Raw genomic sequence first — 16,235 nt, forward strand, 5'->3', positions numbered from 1 at the left:
CATGACGAAAGCAGAAAAGGTCGTCTGGACCGAAGGCATGTTCCTGCGCCCACACCATTTTCAGCGGACTGAAAGCTATCTGCTCAACCACGTTCGTGAATGGGGTGCGCTGCAGCGTTCATACCTTTGGGGCTTTCTCGACGTTGAGCTGGACGAAGCGATGCTGCGCCAGGGATGCATTGCCCTGAGCTACTGCAGCGGACTGCTGCCTGACGGAACCTTTTTCCAGGTGCGCAACGGCCGCAATGGTCCGGTGCCGCTGAAAATCCCTGACAATCTCACCAATGAAAAGGTGGTGCTCGCGCTGCCGGTTCGCCGTGGAGAGAGAGAAGAGGTGATCTTCAGTGAAGAGCCGGCCTCGCTGGCGCGCTTCATCGCCTTTGAGCAAGAGGTGGAAGACGACAACGCCATGTCGGTAGGCGATGCCACCGTACAGTTTGGCCGCCTGCGTCTGACCCTGATGCTGGAAAAAGATGTAACGGCAGAGTGGACCGCTATCGGTGTGGCGTTTGTGACCGAGAAACGCAACGATAACCACGTGCGTCTCGATAGCAGCTACATTCCGCCGATGCTGAACGCCAATAACAGCCCGCAGATCTACAGCATGATTAACGATCTGCACGGCTTACTGGTGCAGCGCAGCCAGCAAATTGGCGGTCGTCTGCGCCAGCCTGGCCGCTTTAATACCTCGGAACTGATTGAATTTACGCTGCTCTCACTGGTGAACCGCCATCTGGGCGAGGTTTCGCATTTAAAAACGCTTCCGCTGCTGCATCCAGAAACGCTCTGGCGCAGCTGGCTGCCGTTTGCGACCGAGCTCGCCACCTGGGCGTCTCAGCGTACCGCTGAAAGCGTGCTGCCAATTTACGATCACGACGACCTCGCGGGTTGCTTCAGCAAACTGATGATGCTGCTGCGTCAGGGGCTGTCTCTGGTGATGGAAGACCATGCCATTCAGCTGCCGCTTAACGAGCGTTCCCACGGTCTGAACATCGCGACCGTGCCGGAAACCAGCATGGTGCGTGAGTTCGGTTTCGTGCTGGCGGTCAAAGCCAACGTGCCGGGCGAACACCTGCAAACCCATTTCCCTGCCCAGATGAAAGTGGCGCCAGTCTCGAAAATTCGCGATCTGGTTCAGCTGCAACTGCCTGGCATTATGCTGCGCGCCATGCCGGTCGCACCTCCGCAGATCCCCTGGCATGCAGGCTACAGCTACTTCGAACTGGAGAAGGGGAGCGAGCTGTGGCACGAGATGGATAAGTCCGGCGCTTTCGCCCTGCATCTCGCAGGCGAGTTCCCGGGACTTGATATGGAGTTTTGGGCCATCCGTAGCCCGACTGAATAATAAAGCGAGCGCTTAATATGCAGGAACGACAGGATACCGGCAGTGATGCCGCGTTTACCGGAGCCAGTAGCAACAATCAGCTGGTGGCGGCCGCCAATCCGCTGCTCAATGCGATTCCGCAAATCCGTCATTCGGTATCACATGACGATCAGGTGGCGTTGCGCCAGCGCCTGATCGATGAGATCCGCCGGTTCGAAGTGCGCTGTCAGCAGGCCGGTCTGGCCTATGAGGTGATCGTCGGGGCACGTTACTGCCTGTGTACGGCACTTGATGAGGCCGCCGCGCTCACCCCCTGGGGCAGCAGCGGCGTCTGGTCCAGCAATGGTCTGCTGGTGACGTTTCATAACGAAACCTGGGGCGGCGAAAAGTTCTTCCAGCTGCTGGCGCGTCTGTCGCAAAACCCGCGCGAACATATTCTGCTGCTGGAGATGATCAACTACTGCCTGTTGCTCGGCTTCGAGGGGCGCTATCGGGTGCTGGATAATGGCCGCACCCAGCTTGAAACCATCAAGCAACGGCTGTGGCAGATGATTCGCGGCGTGCGTGGCAGTTACCCGCCACAGCTCTCTCCGCATCCGGAAGATCGTCCGGTACTGCGCAAGCTATGGCGACCCATGGTACCTCTGTGGGCCTGCGTGGCGCTGGCCGGGTTTATCGCCTGCCTGTTCTATATCGTGCTTAACTGGCGGCTTGGCGATAGCACCAACCCGGTATTAGCAAAAATTTATCAGTCACAGCTTCCCGAAACGACTATCCAGCAACCTGCCCGCCAGCTGCCTGCGGTGCTGAACCTGCGTGGTTTCCTGAAGCCGGAAATTGAAGCCGGTCTGGTTGCGGTAAAAGATGAAGCGGACCGTAGCGTGGTGATCCTGAAAGGGGACGGCCTGTTTGCTTCTGCCTCAACCGTGGTGCGTGACCGTTATGAGCCGGTGATAAACCGTATTGCACAGGCCATGAATAACGTCAGCGGTAAAATTCTGGTGGTGGGCTACAGCGACAACGTGCCAATTCGCAGCGCGCGCTTTGCCTCTAACTATGAACTGTCGCTGGAACGTGCCCGGTCAGTTCAGAAAATGCTGCAGGGAAGCCTCTCTCAACCTGAACGTGTGAAAGCGGAAGGCCGCGGCGAGATTAATCCAGTGGCACCCAACAATACGCCGGAAAACCGTGCCCGTAACCGCCGGGTGGAAATTACTCTGCTGGTGTCGCCTGAAAATACCCAGGCTGAGCTGAACGGATTGCCGCAAGGAAACTAAGGATGCTGACTACTCTTCTTTCCATTTTGACCAATCGCATTCTGTGGAGCTTCCTGGGCGTTACTGCGCTTGCGGCGGTTATCTGGATGATTGGCCCATTGTTGTCCATCGTTGACACCCGACCGCTCGAATCTGAACAGAACCGCATCATCAGTATTGCGGTGGTTTATCTGCTCTGGGCGCAGGGCCACATTCTGCCACGGCTGTACAATGCCTGGCTGAACCGCAAGCTGATGGACAAACTCAATGAGAACACCACCAGCCCGGAAGCAGCGGATCCGCAGAAGCGACTGAACAACGAGGAGCAGATCCTCGCCAGCCGTTTTGACGAAGCCGCACAGATGCTGAAAAAAGCGCACTTCAGCAAAGCGGGACAGGGTGCCCAGTGGACGCAGCGCTTTAGCACGCAATATCTGTATCAACTGCCGTGGTACGTCATCATCGGCGCGCCGGGCAGCGGTAAAACCACGGCGCTGGTCAACTCCGGACTGCAATTCCCGCTGGCCGACCGCTTCGGTAAGACCGCGCTGCGCGGGATCGGCGGCACGCGTAACTGCGACTGGTGGTTCACCAACGAGGCCGTACTGCTGGACACCGCGGGTCGCTATACCACCCAGGAGAGCGAACAGGTTCAGGACGCCGGTGAATGGCTTGAGTTTATGGGGTTACTGCGTAAGTATCGCCGTCGCCAGCCGATCAACGGTGTGATTATTACCATCAGCATTTCTGATCTGCTGACGCTCTCGCCTGAAGCGTCACGCCAGCAGGCGGTCAACCTGCGCCAGCGTCTCTCTGAGCTGCATGAGCAGCTGGGTATTCGCTTCCCGGTGTATGTCATGGTGACCAAAGCTGACCTGCTTAAAGGCTTCCGTGCCTGGTTTGCCGATTACGACAAAGCGCAGCGCGACCAGATCTGGGGCTTCACGCTGCCGTGGGAGCAAACCAAACACGCTGATTACGACCTGATGGGTAACTTCCAGCAGGAATTTTCCCTCTTACAGCAGCGCCTGGATGCTGGACTGCCGGAAACCCTGCTGCAGGAGCATGACGCAAAAGCGCGCGCGGAAGCGTATCTCTTTCCGCAGGAGTTTGCCGCACTGCGTCCGCTGCTGGCTGACTACCTGAGCACGGTCTTTGCCCGGTCTAACTTTGAAACCGAATTCTCCCCGCGCGGGATCTATTTCGCCAGTGGTACCCAGGAAGGTATGCCGTTTGACCGGGTGATGGGCGAACTTAACCGTGCGCTCTCCTTGCCGGAAGGTGAAGAGGGAAATCGCTGGGATTCCGTCAGCAAAGAGGCCCCGATTCCAGGGGCGAAAGGGCAGAGCTTCTTCATCAAGAACCTGCTGCAAAACGTCATTTTCCAGGAAGCCGGCATCGCCGGGGAAAACCGCTGGTGGGAACTGCGTAACCGCGCCGTCATTTGGTCCGGCTATGCGGCGCTGCTGGCCCTGCTGGTGATCCTCGGTGGACTGTGGCTGACCAGCTATGCCAGGAACAAGGCTTATCTGGAAGAGGTGGACGCAAAGGTGCCGCTGCTGGATCAGCAGAGCAAGGCGCTGCAGAATCAGCCTCAGCGCGATCTGTTTGACCTTCTGCCCTTGCTGAATGGCCTGGTCGATCTGCCGAAAAGTGACGCGTTTGATGTTAACGATCCGCCAGTCTCACGCCGTATGGGGCTCTATCGTGGGGATGACGTCAGCGATGCATCGCAGTCTCTGTACCAGAAAGCGCTGGACCAGATGCTGCTCCCTGCCGTGGCGATGCATATCACCACCTGGCTGCGCAACGATAACGGCAGCGATGTGGAATACAGCTATGAAGCGCTGAAGGCCTACCAGATGCTCTATCAGCCGAAGCACTATGACGGCAAATTCCTGCACTCCTGGGTAATGCTCAATCTGCAGCGCAACCTGCCGCAGAACGTGACTCAGGCGCAGCTTCAGCAGCTTGAGTGGCACCTGACACAGCTGCTTGAACCGAAAATTCAGGCCTCGCCGTACGCGCAGGATGAATCCCTGGTCGCGCGTGAAAGGGCGCTAATCAACCAGCAGCCACTTTCCACCCGGGTGTATGGTCGTCTGAAGCGTCTGCTGGAGCATGATGAAAACCTGAAACCGGTGTCGCTCTCCGACCTGGGCGGTCCGCAGAGCGAGCTGGTGTTTTCACGCAAAAGCGGCAAGCCGGTGAGTGAAGGCGTACCGGGTCTTTATACCCCGGACGGTTACTGGAAAAGCTTCAACGGCCAGATTGACAGCGTCACCACTGCCCTGCATGAAGACGATGCGTGGGTGCTGGGGGCGACCTCAGCCCAGGAAGATAAACAGCAGATCGATAACGCCGTGCGCCAGCTCTACATGCGCGACTTTATCGCCAACTGGGATCGCTTCCTCGCCGACATTCAGCTTAATAACAGCGCCGATCTCTCCCAGCGCATCAATACCGCGCGTCTGCTCTCCGGGGCAAACTCGCCGCTGCGACGTCTGGTGCTGAACCTGAGCCAGGTCCTGACGCTTTCACGTAATGCGCCAGCCCCGGACGATGCCGGTAAAGCGCAAGCGCAAAGCAACCGTGCCACCCGCACGCTCGAAGCGTTATTCAGTAATAATGACAATGCCCCGACGCAGGCCGCGGTGGTCACTCAGGCACCTGAACAGCTGGTAACCGATCACTATGCTCCAATGATTGAGCTGGCGCAGCCGCTGGAGAAGGGCGGGAAGACCATCGTCTTTGATGATTTTCTCAAGCAGGTCGATGAACTTTACCGCTACCTGACTGCCGTTCAGGACGCGGCCAATAGCGGCATGCCTGCTCCGGGAGGCGAGGCGATTAGCCGTCTGCAGGCCAGTGCCGGTCGTCTGCCGGGCGGTCTGCAAACCATGTTCAGCAATATGGCGGTGGGGGCCAGCAGTGATACCCAGCGTCGCGACCTCGAAAACGTGCGTAAGCGGATTAACGTCGAAGTCGGTGGTTTCTGCCGTCAGGCAATCGCTGGCCGTTACCCGCTGGTGCGCAGCGCCAGTACGGAGGTCACGCCGGACGATCTCGCGCGCATGTTTGCGCCAGGCACCGGGCTGATGGACACCTTCTTTCGTGACAACCTGACCAATAAAGTTGATACCACACAGGCGAACTGGCGCTTTATGCCGGGCATTGATGGAAAAACGCTGCCGGGAAGTGAAGGTCTCCTGAGACCGTTCCAGCAGGCCCAGTCCATTCGCGATGCTTTCTTTGCTAACGGTGCCACCACGCCATCTTACAAAGTGACGGTGCGCACCGTCAGAATGGATAACACGATCCTTAACCTGACGCTGGATGTTGACGGTCAACTGCTGCGCTACAGCCACGGTCCACAGGCTGTGCAGATCATGAACTGGCCGGGGCCGGGCGGGACCAACCAGGTGCGTATGCAGCTGGGTCTGGCTAACGGCAGCACGGCTACGCTGGTGACGAACGGTTCCTGGGCGCTGAACCGCTTTTTCGATAAAGCGCGTACCAGCCCGGGGGCGGGAAGTCTGAGTCGCCAGGCGACCTTCAACGTAGACGGACATCAGGTTACGCTGGAATTTGCGCCAAACAGTATTCGTAACCCGTTCCAGCTTCCCCGTTTCTCATGCCCATAACCGCAAGGACAGCCGTATGACGAATACCCCTGCGATGAACCGCTACAGCTGGTATGGCAAACTGCCCAGCGCCGGAGATTTTTTGCAGCGTCGCTTTCCTGACACCCTGCAACGCCAGTGGTCACACTGGTTTCAGGTCGGCCTGCTGGCCTGGCAGCAGGAAGAGCAGCGCAGCGGTGAGCGCCCGTTTAACAAAGCGCCGGTCTGGAATTTTGTCGTACCGCCGATGCTGGGCAGCCAGATGATTCAGATGGGCTGCCTGCTGCCGGGACGTGACAGCGTTGGTCGACAATATCCGGTCTGCATTCAGCTCAGCTTTGCCCCCGCGGACTGGTCATCACGTCTGCTCAGTCAGGCTGAAAGCTGGTATCAGCAGATTGGCCGACTGGGCCTGCATGCGGTACGTAACAGTTTTTCTGCCTCACAGCTCGATGACATGCTGATGTCCATTCCGGCACCGCAGCCCGTCGAGCCGCAAAAGCGCTCAGATATTCTCGACGTGATTGGTTATGACGAAGACGGCCAGAGCACGCTGGGCTGGCCTCAGGCAGCAGAGTGCTTTGACCCGCTTCGCCAGACCAGCTACTGGTGGACCAACCGCTGCGACGGCTACCCGCTCTACACCCATGTTCACAGCGGGAACTTCACCGGGCAGCTCTTTACGCTGCTGTTCGACCCGGCAGGTGGCGCCCGCCCGGGCCGTCACGGTCTCTATCCGCCCATGTTTGAATAAGCAGGGATCTTATGAATATCGAAGAATTTCTCGCGCCAATAAGCCCCGACAAGCCCTGTGGCGAAAACCTGGAGTATGACGCTGATTTCCAGCTCATGAATCAGGCCAGCCAGGGCAAAGCAGAGCAGCAGTTTGGCGACACCATCATTCCGGCAGAACCTGCTGACTGGAATACGGTGGAAAAATTCGCCACCAGCCTGCTGAGCCGCACCAAAGATCTGCGCGTCATGCTGGCGTTAACGCATGCATGGACACGTCGCCGCGGCCTTGCGGGCTACGCCGACGGGCTGTTACTGGTGCAGGAGGCGATCACGCGTTACTGGGAGCCGCTCTATCCGCTGCTGGAAGAGTATGGCGAAACCGACCCGTTTTACCGCATTAACGCCCTGGCCGGGCTGAGTGATAAGTCTGACCTGACCGTCGCCGTGCGTAACGCCTCGCTGCTGCGATCAAATGGCGATGAAATTTCACTTCGCGACGCTCAGGCACTGCTGGATGGCAGTAAAACCGAATGTCCGGATTACCCCGGTGGCCGTCCAAGACTGATTGACGAGCTGGCCCGCGGCGATCAGCCGGGCACGTCGGCGGTGATAGTGATTAACGAACGGCTGCTGGCCATTCGTGAGTTGCTCACCGGCCATCTTGGTGAAAGCGGCGTTCCGGAGATGGAACAGCTGCTGAAAACCGTCGGGCTGGTCGCCAGCGCCTGTCAGGTGACCGACATCAGCAAGCTGCTGCCCAACCGGGAGGCACAGGCTGAGCTCAGCGCTGAACCTCAACCGGCGGTCGCACAACCCGTTCAGCAGGTTACAGACTGGCGCAGCGTGCAGGTCACCAGCCGCGCCGATGCACAGCTGATGCTGGAGAAAGCCAAACAGTATTTTGCGCAGTACGAACCGAGCCACCCCGCACCATTGATGATTGAACGGGTGCAGCGGCTGTCAGAACTTAACTTTATGGACATTATTCGCGACCTGGCGCCAGACGGCGTTAACCAACTGGAAAACATCTTTGGACGCCGCGAATAACGCGTCCTGGCATTATGACGACAGGCATGGAGCCTGCCGTTTCACCTTCACCGCGCATCTTTGATGGAGAACATCATGGCAATGAGTAACAGTGGGCAGAAATTCATCGCACGTAACCGTGCCCCCCGCGTGCAGATCGAGTACGACGTAGAGATCTACGGTGCAGAACGTAAAATTCAGCTGCCGTTTGTGATGGGCGTCATGGCCGATCTGGTCGGCAAACCGGTGGAAAACCTGCCGGCAGTCGACGAGCGTAAATTCCTCGAAATCGACATTGATAACTTTGACGAGCGCATGAAAGCGCTGAAACCTCGCGTGGCGTTCCAGGTGGATAACACGCTGACCGGCGAAGGTAAGCTCAACGTTGATCTGACCTTCGACAGCATGGACGACTTCCTGCCGGACGCGGTAGCCCGCAAGGTTGAGCCGTTGAACAAGCTGCTGGAAGCACGTACTCAACTCTCCAACCTGCTGACCTATATGGATGGCAAAAACGGCGCGGAAGAGCTGATCGCTAAAATTCTGCAGGATCCGACGCTGCTCAAATCTCTGAGCCAGTTGCCGAAAAATGACGAAAGCGCGAAAGGTAGCGAGGAATAATCGATGAGCAACCAGACTCAACAACACGAGCAGCAGAGTGGTCAGGCGTTCAGCCAGGATGAATTCAGCGCGCTGCTGAACAAAGAGTTCCGCCCGAAAACCGATCAGGCGCGCTCCGCGGTGGAAAGTGCGGTAAAAACGCTGGCGCAGCAGGCGCTGGAAAATACCGTTACCTTCTCCAGTGACACCTACCGCACCATTCAGAACCTGATTGCCGGTATCGACGAGCAGCTGTCTCAGCAGGTGAACCAGATTATTCACCATGAAGAGTTCCAGAAGCTGGAGAGCGCCTGGCGCGGTTTGAGCTACCTGGTGAACAACACTGAAACCGACGAGATGCTGAAGATCCGCTTTATGAGCATCTCCAAGCAGGAGCTGGGTCGTACCCTGAAACGCTTTAAGGGCGTGGGCTGGGACCAGAGCCCAATCTTCAAGAAAATCTACGAGCAGGAGTACGGTCAGTTTGGTGGCGAGCCGTTTGGCTGCATCGTCGGCGACTACTACTTCGACCACAGTCCGCAGGACGTTGAACTGCTGGGCGAGATGGCGCGTATCGGCTCGGCGGCCCACTGTCCGTTTATCACCGGTACCGCACCGGGCGTGATGCAGATGGAGTCCTGGCAGGAACTCGCGAACCCGCGCGACCTGACCAAAATCTTCCAGAACACCGAGTATGCCGCGTGGCGTTCACTGCGTGAATCCGAAGATGCACGCTACCTTGGCCTGGTGATGCCGCGCTTCCTGTCGCGCCTGCCGTACGGTATTCGCACTAACCCGGTCGACAGCTTCGATTTCGAAGAGCAGACCGATGGCGCGAACCACAACAGCTACTCCTGGGCGAACGCCGCGTATGCCATGGCTGCCAACATCAACCGCTCCTTTAAAGAGTACGGCTGGTGTACCTCAATCCGCGGCGTGGAGTCCGGCGGGGCGGTTGAAAACCTGCCATGTCACACCTTCCCGAGCGACGACGGCGGCGTGGACATGAAATGCCCGACCGAGATCGCCATCAGCGATCGTCGTGAAGCCGAGCTGGCGAAGAACGGCTTTATGCCGCTGGTTCACCGCAAAAACTCTGACTTTGCCGCCTTCATCGGCGCGCAGTCTCTGCAGAAACCGGCTGAGTACCACGACCCGGATGCGACCGCTAACGCGCGTCTGGCATCCCGTCTGCCGTACCTGTTCGCCTGCTGCCGCTTTGCCCACTACCTGAAGTGCATCGTGCGCGACAAAATTGGCTCCTTCCGTGAACGTGAAGAGATGGAACGCTGGCTGAACGACTGGGTGATGAACTATGTGGACGGTGACCCGGCTAACTCCTCACAGGAGACCAAGTCCCGTAAACCGCTGGCGGCTGCCGAAGTGCAGGTGCAGGAAATTGAAGATAACCCGGGCTACTACGCCGCGAAATTCTTCCTGCGTCCACACTACCAGCTGGAAGGTCTGACCGTTTCTCTGCGTCTGGTTTCGAAACTGCCGTCACTGAAGACGAAAGACGCGTGATGATGATTGCCGCCGGGAGGCCTTACCCGGCGCCTGCTTTATAGCATGGAAATGTGAGAGGAAATATGACCGCGAGACCTTCGTTTGTTGCTGCCTGGGCGGCGGCAACACGTATTTACGATGCAAATGATTCTATCGGCAAAGTTAAGCAAATTATCGGCGGCAAGGTTAAGCACAACTTCGAAATACCGCAAGATCAGGGTGGGTGGTCAAATAGTTGTGCCGTACGCATGAGTTATGTTCTGAACTATACCGGGCATCCCGTCCCGCGTATTGCAAATCTCACGGTATCCGGTGCTGATAATAAATGGTACTTCTATCGGGTAAAGGATGTTATTGCCTGGTTGACGCGTCAGTGGGGTAAACCTGACATGGTCGTGAGTTATCCTTCCTTACCCGTTCAACAATTAGCCAACAAAAAGGGCGTAATTCTGTTTGAGGTACAAGGCTGGAGTGACGCCGCAGGTCATGCCACATTCTGGAATGGTTTAACCTGTTCGGATCATTGTTATTTCAATGCACCGGAGACGAATTACACGACGACCAAAGCCAATTTTTGGGAGTTGCCATGAAAAAAATAATTGCCAGTCTACTGTTGCTTACCAGTTCCGCCTCTGTTTATGCAACTGACGATCCGGTGTTGTTTGTCAAAAAAATGCCTTATAAGCAAGTTGTTAAAGACGTTGTTTTTTCTCGCTGTCTGGCACAAGTTTCAGATGATAAAAGCCAGTTTTCTCTGGATGCAGCCCGTAGCAGTAGTGCATTACTGGAATGGGTGCCTTTCGATATTGAAAATGGCAATGACAAAATTAATGCCCTTATTGATAAATATAAAGGCGCAACCAATGCCTTTCATTCTGAGATAAAACCCGATGTCAAAGGCGTAACGTTAAACTGTCTACGTCTTTATCATAGTGACGAACTTAATAAACTTGTACCTCAATTAATTATAGGCAATCCTGACCGTACCTGGCTTCAGGATAATCCGCAGTAGTAAAGACTTTACATTCTTTCCTTTCATTCAGGGGGAATGTCAAGACTGTCAAATGACACGGGTCATTTGATATGAGGCAGAGGTAAAATATGGACGGTTTTATTCAGCCCCATGCTTTCCTGTTTGCCATATAAGTGCTTTTTCGAAAGCAATATTGTTCATCCACGAAGAGTAGATATTATGGCTATTGATATGTTTCTGAAGGTCGAGGGTGTTACGGGCGAATCTAAAGATTCTAACCACACCGGCTGGACTGATATTACCTCCTTCTCCTGGGGCGCTTCCCAGCCAGGTAATATGAGTGTTGGTGGCGGCGGCGGTGCCGGTAAAGTTAACTTTAACGATCTGCACGTTAACGCTCTGATCGACAAATCCACTACAGCAATTCTCAAACACTGCGCAAGCGGTAAGCACCTGACTAAAGTTGAACTGTCCGTGTGCAAAGCGGGTGGTCAGCAAGTTGAATATACCCGCATCACGCTGGAAGATGTGCTGGTAACTTCTGTTCAGTACACCGGTGCAGACAACGGCGACACCGTTGGTGTGACCTATGCATTCCAGGCTGCGAAAGTGAAACAGCAGTACTGGGAGCAGACCACTGCTGGTGGTAAAGGTGCTGAAAGCAGCGCTGGCTGGAACATCAAAGAAAACAAAGAAGCGTAATGATAGTGGGCCCGAAAGGGCTCACTTTTACGTGACCTTCTTAGGATGGAGAAAGAAGAATGTCTGCTATGCGTCCTGCTTTTGGTGCTGCCTGGAACAGATTCAGAGAAGTTAACGTTAATGTGGAACAGGTTGGCAAATTATTGGGTGGAAAAGTTCAGCATAATATCGATGCTGGTATTTTTAAAAATGCCTGTCCCATTCGTATGAGCTATGTTTTGAATTATTGTGGTATACCTATTCCGTCTAATAGCAAATACGCGACAGTGACCGGAAATGACAAAAAACGCTATATGTTCCGCGTTAAAGATATGATTGCATTTCTTCCTACTGTTCTGGGTCATGCAGATATGTCAGTCGCCTCTCCTACACCAGCACAATTTTCAGGCAAGCAAGGCATTATTATCTTTACCGGCCATGGGTGGCGTGACGCAACCGGACATGTAACACTCTGGAATGGAAATATTTGCTCGGATGATTGCCATTTCCTTGGATCACCCGGCAATGGTTCGTTTATTCCTACTAATGCAACATTCTAGAGCCTGAAATGAAACGCTTATTACTGCTCGCATTAGCGTTAAATGCCACCGTTGTTTATGCCCAAACATTGCCTGATGTCAGTGCTTTTACTCAACAACAAATCTTTGAAAACTGGGTACAAAATCGTTGTATCAGTAAGATTGCGGACAGTAAGAGTTTAAAAGATGATGCAGAGGCCAGCGCTGCCGCATGGCTCGAAGCAAGCAATCTACCTGCAGAGAATTTTGAAAAAGCGGATAACGTTATTGTTTCCTTACTTAAAGAGAAGGTAGGCGGTAGCGAACCGGGCCATTATCAGGTATTGAAGTGCAGCTTAATCACCAACAGCGACGCAATTCGAACGCTAAACACCCAAAAATAGAGTCATTTGGTGGTCATGTAGAAGCTGGTGGGCAAATGAATAATTTTAATATTACGTGAAGAATGACGTGAGTTCGAATATGTTCTCCACTTTATAATTTTTTTGTTCTGGTGATGAGTTTTTATATATTGATTGTCTAAACCATTCAAGTGAGGTTCCGTGAGTCTATCAGCCATTAACGCAAACTGGGTTGCTACAAAAGAAGATTCCCATAAGTATAATGGCACTCCGTCTGGTTCTGAAATAGTCTGGCTCTCTTCATATAACGAAAAGATTATTTTCACGGTGGCTTTTTTAATGTTTTAATTTTGAAAGGTATTAATTGATTCTGAGTATTAATTAACTTTGCACCCAAACGTCGCTGCAGGGCGGTTGTGATTTTATGCACCATTGGGCGCGGCACGGATAAAAGCTTCAAAATGAGTAGCTAGATTTGCCGAAGGGATTAGCAAATTGACTTGTTCGGGAGGTAAGTAAATGTCTGAATTAATGCGCTTAATCTTGCTCTCATCAGTATTCTTAGGGTTGTTTATTTCTTTGGTGTTGTATATTTATTTTTATCGAAAGTACTCGCAAGAACTTACAAAAGCATTTCACCTTCTAAGTAGTAAACAGTACTTAGATATAAATGATTATCTTTTTTATAACCAGCTTGGTTTGCCTGGCTTTGCTCATCGTGTTTTTTTAATGAGAAGAATAATTGCGTGCAAGCCGATTAAGCCAGATGATAAAAAGCAAATCACCCCAGAAGCCGGAAGATGTATATTATCAATATTTCGATCCCCATGGATTGAAACGTTTCACAAATTAACAATTTTTGTGGTGATGTTAATGTTATTGTTATTTGTGCTGGTTGCTACTGGGCAATAGTCATGCCATTCCAAAGATGTTTACTTTTTTATAAATTACTTAAAATGTTCTTTGCCTTAACCCCCAAACGCCGCCGTTCTCGCCCCGAGAGCGGCAGCGTTTGAGCGCTAATCATACCAGCAGGAATACGCCATGCGATTCACGATTATTTCTACAAAACCCGGTCATCAGCCGCCGCAGAGCAGCTGTGATTTTTATGCCCCGGGCGGCACCATTGGGCGCGGTACGGATAACAATCTGGTATTGCCGGACAATGACCGCACCATCTCGCGTTTGCAGGCCATTGTTCACGTTGACGCCCAGGGCGAATGCCGCGTCACTAACCGTGGCAGCGTCACCCGCGTGGTATTGAATGACATTCCGCTTGAGCGCGGGCGCCAGGTTGAGCTGCAGGATGGGGACATTCTCGGTATTGATGATTACCGTATCGAAGTGACCGAACTGATTCATGATACGCAGCCAGTCAGCCGCATGGCGGCGACCATGCAGCAGCAGGCGCGTCCAGCCGCGGCCCCTGCGGCAGCCCCGCAGCCGAAGCCTGCGAGCGCCGCCCCGCGCGGGAAGGCGGAACCGACTGCTGTGCCGTCGGAAATCTGGGATAGCCTGATGCAGGAGTTCTCTATCTCCGACAGCATTTCCAGTTCTCGGGCGAAGCCGCAGCCGGCAGCGTCGCACGATCCGTTCTCCCAGCCTGTCGCACCTGAGCGTAACGCTGAAGATCCGCTGGCGATGTTCAATGACAGCGATCCGAAGCTTGAGCGTAAGAACGTGGATCCGGATACGCTGTTCAGTGACGAAGCATTGTTCAAAAAAGAGAGCATTTTTGACGACGTCACCCCGTCTACGCTGGTGCCGCCCAATGAAACTAAACCTGCGCAGCCACAAGAAGAGCAGACGGATGAACTCGATCCGCTGGCACTGTTTGGCGGGAGTGCCAGCGCACCTGCTGCACGAAATGATGACCCCCTCGGGTTGATGGGCGGGGCACCGTTAACCCATCCGGATGAAATTGTCGGCGATAAGCCAGAGGCCGTCGTTGAGCCAGAACTGACGCCGGAGCCGCAAGCAGAACAGGAAGAGGACGTCCTTGCCGCTTCTCCGCTGTTTGCTCCTGAGCCGCAGGTGCCGCCGCGCGTGGAAGAAGAAGAGCCGGCGCGACCGGATTATGCCGGCTTCACCATGCCAACCCCGCAGGCCGTGGCGCGCAGTAATGCCCAGGCACCTAAAGGGCGTTTGCGTATTGACCCGGTCAAAAACGCGGCGTCGCCAGCAGCCCATAATGGCGAAAAGGGTGAAGTACTGCAGGGCGAATTACTTGAGGCACTGCTGGAAGGGATGGGGCTCAGCGAAATGCAGCCCGTCCCGCAGTTTGACCGTGAAAATATGCGTCAGCTGGGGCAAATTCTGGGCATGTTCTCTCAGGGCACCGTGGCGCTGCTTTCTTCGCGCTCCATCCTCAAGCGCGGCGTAAAAGCCGATATGACCATGGTACTTGATGATGCCAACAACCCGTTCAAACTGTTGCCGACCGGGAAAACCGTTCTGATCCAGATGTTCGGTACGCCAATGCCGGGTTTTATGCCGCCGACAAAATCCGTGCGTGACGCGCTGATCGATCTGCAGGCGCATCAGCTGGGTATGATCTCCGGTATCCGCGCCATCATTGCCGCCATGCTGCAATCCTTCAACCCGGAACAGCTGGAAGAGCAGGCGAAGCAGAACGGGATGACCTCCCGACTGGCGTTGCCGGGCAGCCGCAAAGCCGCACTGTGGGACTACTTTGTCCGCAGCTATGGTGAAACGGCAGGCGAGATTGAGGATGACTTCCACACCCTGTTTGGCGAAGCCTTCCTCCATGCTTATGACATGGAGGTAAATCAGTACAAAGACTCACAGAGCGGATCGGAAGAAAAATGAATATCGCAACGGCTTCTCTCTCCCGCCAGGGGACGCGCGCCAGCAACCAGGATCAGACGGGAGAAACCATAGGGGAACGTTCAGCCTGCTTTGTCGTCTGTGATGGTATCGCTGGTCTGCCGGGCGGTGAGGTGGCCGCTGAACTGGCCCGCAACAGTATTATCTCCCGCTTCGATGGCGACAAGCACCTGAACGCGCAGCATATTCGGGACTATGTGCAAACGGCGAATCGCACCATTCTCAGCGAACAGCAGGCGGTTCAGGATTATCGTCGGATGGGCACCACGCTGGTCAGTCTGTTTATCGACAGAGATTACCGGCTGGCCTACTGGGCACATGCCGGGGACAGCCGCCTGTATCTGTTTCGCCGGGGCTGGCTGTGGCATGTCACCACCGATCACAGCCTGGTTCAGCAGATGAAAGATGCAGGGCACGACACCGATAACCTCAACAGCAATCTGCTCTATCTGGCGCTGGGTATTGAAAACGGTGGGCCGGAAGCGAGCTACAGCGATGTGGTGCAGGTCGAAGACGGAGATGCATTTCTACTCTGTACAGACGGTTTCTGGCACGGCGTCAGCGAAGAACAGATGAAACAGTCGCTGCACATGGTTAACACGCCGCAAGAGTGGCTGACCTTAATGAACCAAATCATCCAAAAGAATGGCGAACAGGAGGGGAATGCTCAGGATAACTATACCGCCCTGGCGGTATGGATGGGCAACCCTCAGGACACCACTTTGCTGCATACGCTTTCTGACGCAGCACAATTTCTTCCCTGCGGAACTGATTAGACACACAA

General features: G+C 54.6%; 15 protein-coding genes. All 15 read left to right on the forward strand.

What is annotated here, in order from left to right:
* The first annotated feature begins 1 nt into the window (after position 1).
* The 15 genes from tssK to F8561_RS22235 all read left to right on the forward strand — a co-directional run bounded on the left by tssK (position 2) and on the right by F8561_RS22235 (position 16,227).
* The gene (tssK, locus tag F8561_RS22165) at positions 2-1,345 is read left to right on the forward strand and encodes a type VI secretion system baseplate subunit TssK (RefSeq protein ID WP_020883454.1); all 1,344 of its coding nucleotides are present in this window, start codon (positions 2-4) and stop codon (positions 1,343-1,345) included.
* Between the two features lie 17 nt (positions 1,346-1,362).
* Entirely contained in the window at positions 1,363-2,601 is a 1,239-nt protein-coding gene (locus F8561_RS22170; protein ID WP_014170554.1) for a DotU family type VI secretion system protein, read from the forward strand.
* Positions 2,602-2,603: 2 nt separating this feature from the next.
* Complete coding sequence (gene tssM, locus F8561_RS22175; RefSeq protein ID WP_014170553.1) at positions 2,604-6,224, forward strand: type VI secretion system membrane subunit TssM; 3,621 nt, start codon at positions 2,604-2,606, stop codon at positions 6,222-6,224.
* 16 nt (positions 6,225-6,240) lie between these two features.
* The gene (gene tagF / locus F8561_RS22180) at positions 6,241-6,957 is read left to right on the forward strand and encodes a type VI secretion system-associated protein TagF (protein WP_020883457.1); all 717 of its coding nucleotides are present in this window, start codon (positions 6,241-6,243) and stop codon (positions 6,955-6,957) included.
* A gap of 11 nt (positions 6,958-6,968) precedes the next feature.
* The gene (gene tssA, locus F8561_RS22185) at positions 6,969-7,985 is read left to right on the forward strand and encodes a type VI secretion system protein TssA (RefSeq protein WP_020883458.1); all 1,017 of its coding nucleotides are present in this window, start codon (positions 6,969-6,971) and stop codon (positions 7,983-7,985) included.
* Positions 7,986-8,060: 75 nt separating this feature from the next.
* Positions 8,061-8,585 (forward strand): type VI secretion system contractile sheath small subunit, encoded by a 525-nt coding sequence (gene tssB / locus F8561_RS22190; RefSeq protein WP_008502644.1) that lies wholly within the window; start codon positions 8,061-8,063, stop codon positions 8,583-8,585.
* Positions 8,586-8,588: 3 nt separating this feature from the next.
* Positions 8,589-10,088, forward strand: a complete 1,500-nt coding sequence (gene tssC, locus F8561_RS22195) for a type VI secretion system contractile sheath large subunit (protein ID WP_014170549.1) — start codon at positions 8,589-8,591, stop codon at positions 10,086-10,088.
* Between the two features lie 65 nt (positions 10,089-10,153).
* Positions 10,154-10,660 (forward strand): type VI secretion system amidase effector protein Tae4, encoded by a 507-nt coding sequence (locus tag F8561_RS22200; protein ID WP_020883459.1) that lies wholly within the window; start codon positions 10,154-10,156, stop codon positions 10,658-10,660.
* The gene (locus tag F8561_RS22205; RefSeq protein ID WP_032678401.1) at positions 10,657-11,082 is read left to right on the forward strand and encodes a T6SS amidase immunity protein Tai4 family protein; all 426 of its coding nucleotides are present in this window, start codon (positions 10,657-10,659) and stop codon (positions 11,080-11,082) included. The genes F8561_RS22200 and F8561_RS22205 overlap by 4 nt, the downstream gene beginning before the upstream one ends.
* A gap of 180 nt (positions 11,083-11,262) precedes the next feature.
* Positions 11,263-11,745, forward strand: coding sequence for an Hcp family type VI secretion system effector (locus F8561_RS22210; RefSeq protein ID WP_014884229.1), 483 nt, complete (start codon positions 11,263-11,265; stop codon positions 11,743-11,745).
* A gap of 59 nt (positions 11,746-11,804) precedes the next feature.
* Positions 11,805-12,284, forward strand: a complete 480-nt coding sequence (locus F8561_RS22215) for a type VI secretion system amidase effector protein Tae4 (RefSeq protein ID WP_151887950.1) — start codon at positions 11,805-11,807, stop codon at positions 12,282-12,284.
* Positions 12,285-12,292: 8 nt separating this feature from the next.
* Positions 12,293-12,646 (forward strand): T6SS amidase immunity protein Tai4 family protein, encoded by a 354-nt coding sequence (locus F8561_RS22220; protein WP_049022653.1) that lies wholly within the window; start codon positions 12,293-12,295, stop codon positions 12,644-12,646.
* 477 nt (positions 12,647-13,123) lie between these two features.
* Positions 13,124-13,516 (forward strand): hypothetical protein, encoded by a 393-nt coding sequence (locus tag F8561_RS22225; protein WP_151887951.1) that lies wholly within the window; start codon positions 13,124-13,126, stop codon positions 13,514-13,516.
* 132 nt (positions 13,517-13,648) lie between these two features.
* The gene (gene tagH / locus F8561_RS22230) at positions 13,649-15,433 is read left to right on the forward strand and encodes a type VI secretion system-associated FHA domain protein TagH (RefSeq protein ID WP_148576299.1); all 1,785 of its coding nucleotides are present in this window, start codon (positions 13,649-13,651) and stop codon (positions 15,431-15,433) included.
* Complete coding sequence (locus F8561_RS22235) at positions 15,430-16,227, forward strand: PP2C family protein-serine/threonine phosphatase (RefSeq protein WP_014170545.1); 798 nt, start codon at positions 15,430-15,432, stop codon at positions 16,225-16,227. Before tagH ends, F8561_RS22235 begins: the two co-directional genes overlap by 4 nt.
* The last annotated feature ends 8 nt before the right edge of the window (positions 16,228-16,235 follow it).

The sequence above is a fragment of the Enterobacter sp. 198 genome, from assembly GCF_009025585.1.
Classification (GTDB): domain Bacteria; phylum Pseudomonadota; class Gammaproteobacteria; order Enterobacterales; family Enterobacteriaceae; genus Enterobacter; species Enterobacter ludwigii.

Bases quoted from the DNA above. Each gene is read 5' to 3' on its own strand.
- tssK (WP_020883454.1), top strand. From the start codon at position 2: ATGACGAAAGCAGAAAAGGTCGTCTGGACCGAAGGCATGTTCCTGCGC.
- F8561_RS22170 (WP_014170554.1), top strand. From the start codon at position 1,363: ATGCAGGAACGACAGGATACCGGCAGTGATGCCGCGTTTACCGGAGCC.
- tssM (WP_014170553.1), top strand. From the start codon at position 2,604: ATGCTGACTACTCTTCTTTCCATTTTGACCAATCGCATTCTGTGGAGC.
- tagF (WP_020883457.1), top strand. From the start codon at position 6,241: ATGACGAATACCCCTGCGATGAACCGCTACAGCTGGTATGGCAAACTG.
- tssA (WP_020883458.1), top strand. From the start codon at position 6,969: ATGAATATCGAAGAATTTCTCGCGCCAATAAGCCCCGACAAGCCCTGT.
- tssB (WP_008502644.1), top strand. From the start codon at position 8,061: ATGGCAATGAGTAACAGTGGGCAGAAATTCATCGCACGTAACCGTGCC.
- tssC (WP_014170549.1), top strand. From the start codon at position 8,589: ATGAGCAACCAGACTCAACAACACGAGCAGCAGAGTGGTCAGGCGTTC.
- F8561_RS22200 (WP_020883459.1), top strand. From the start codon at position 10,154: ATGACCGCGAGACCTTCGTTTGTTGCTGCCTGGGCGGCGGCAACACGT.
- F8561_RS22205 (WP_032678401.1), top strand. From the start codon at position 10,657: ATGAAAAAAATAATTGCCAGTCTACTGTTGCTTACCAGTTCCGCCTCT.
- F8561_RS22210 (WP_014884229.1), top strand. From the start codon at position 11,263: ATGGCTATTGATATGTTTCTGAAGGTCGAGGGTGTTACGGGCGAATCT.
- F8561_RS22215 (WP_151887950.1), top strand. From the start codon at position 11,805: ATGTCTGCTATGCGTCCTGCTTTTGGTGCTGCCTGGAACAGATTCAGA.
- F8561_RS22220 (WP_049022653.1), top strand. From the start codon at position 12,293: ATGAAACGCTTATTACTGCTCGCATTAGCGTTAAATGCCACCGTTGTT.
- F8561_RS22225 (WP_151887951.1), top strand. From the start codon at position 13,124: ATGTCTGAATTAATGCGCTTAATCTTGCTCTCATCAGTATTCTTAGGG.
- tagH (WP_148576299.1), top strand. From the start codon at position 13,649: ATGCGATTCACGATTATTTCTACAAAACCCGGTCATCAGCCGCCGCAG.
- F8561_RS22235 (WP_014170545.1), top strand. From the start codon at position 15,430: ATGAATATCGCAACGGCTTCTCTCTCCCGCCAGGGGACGCGCGCCAGC.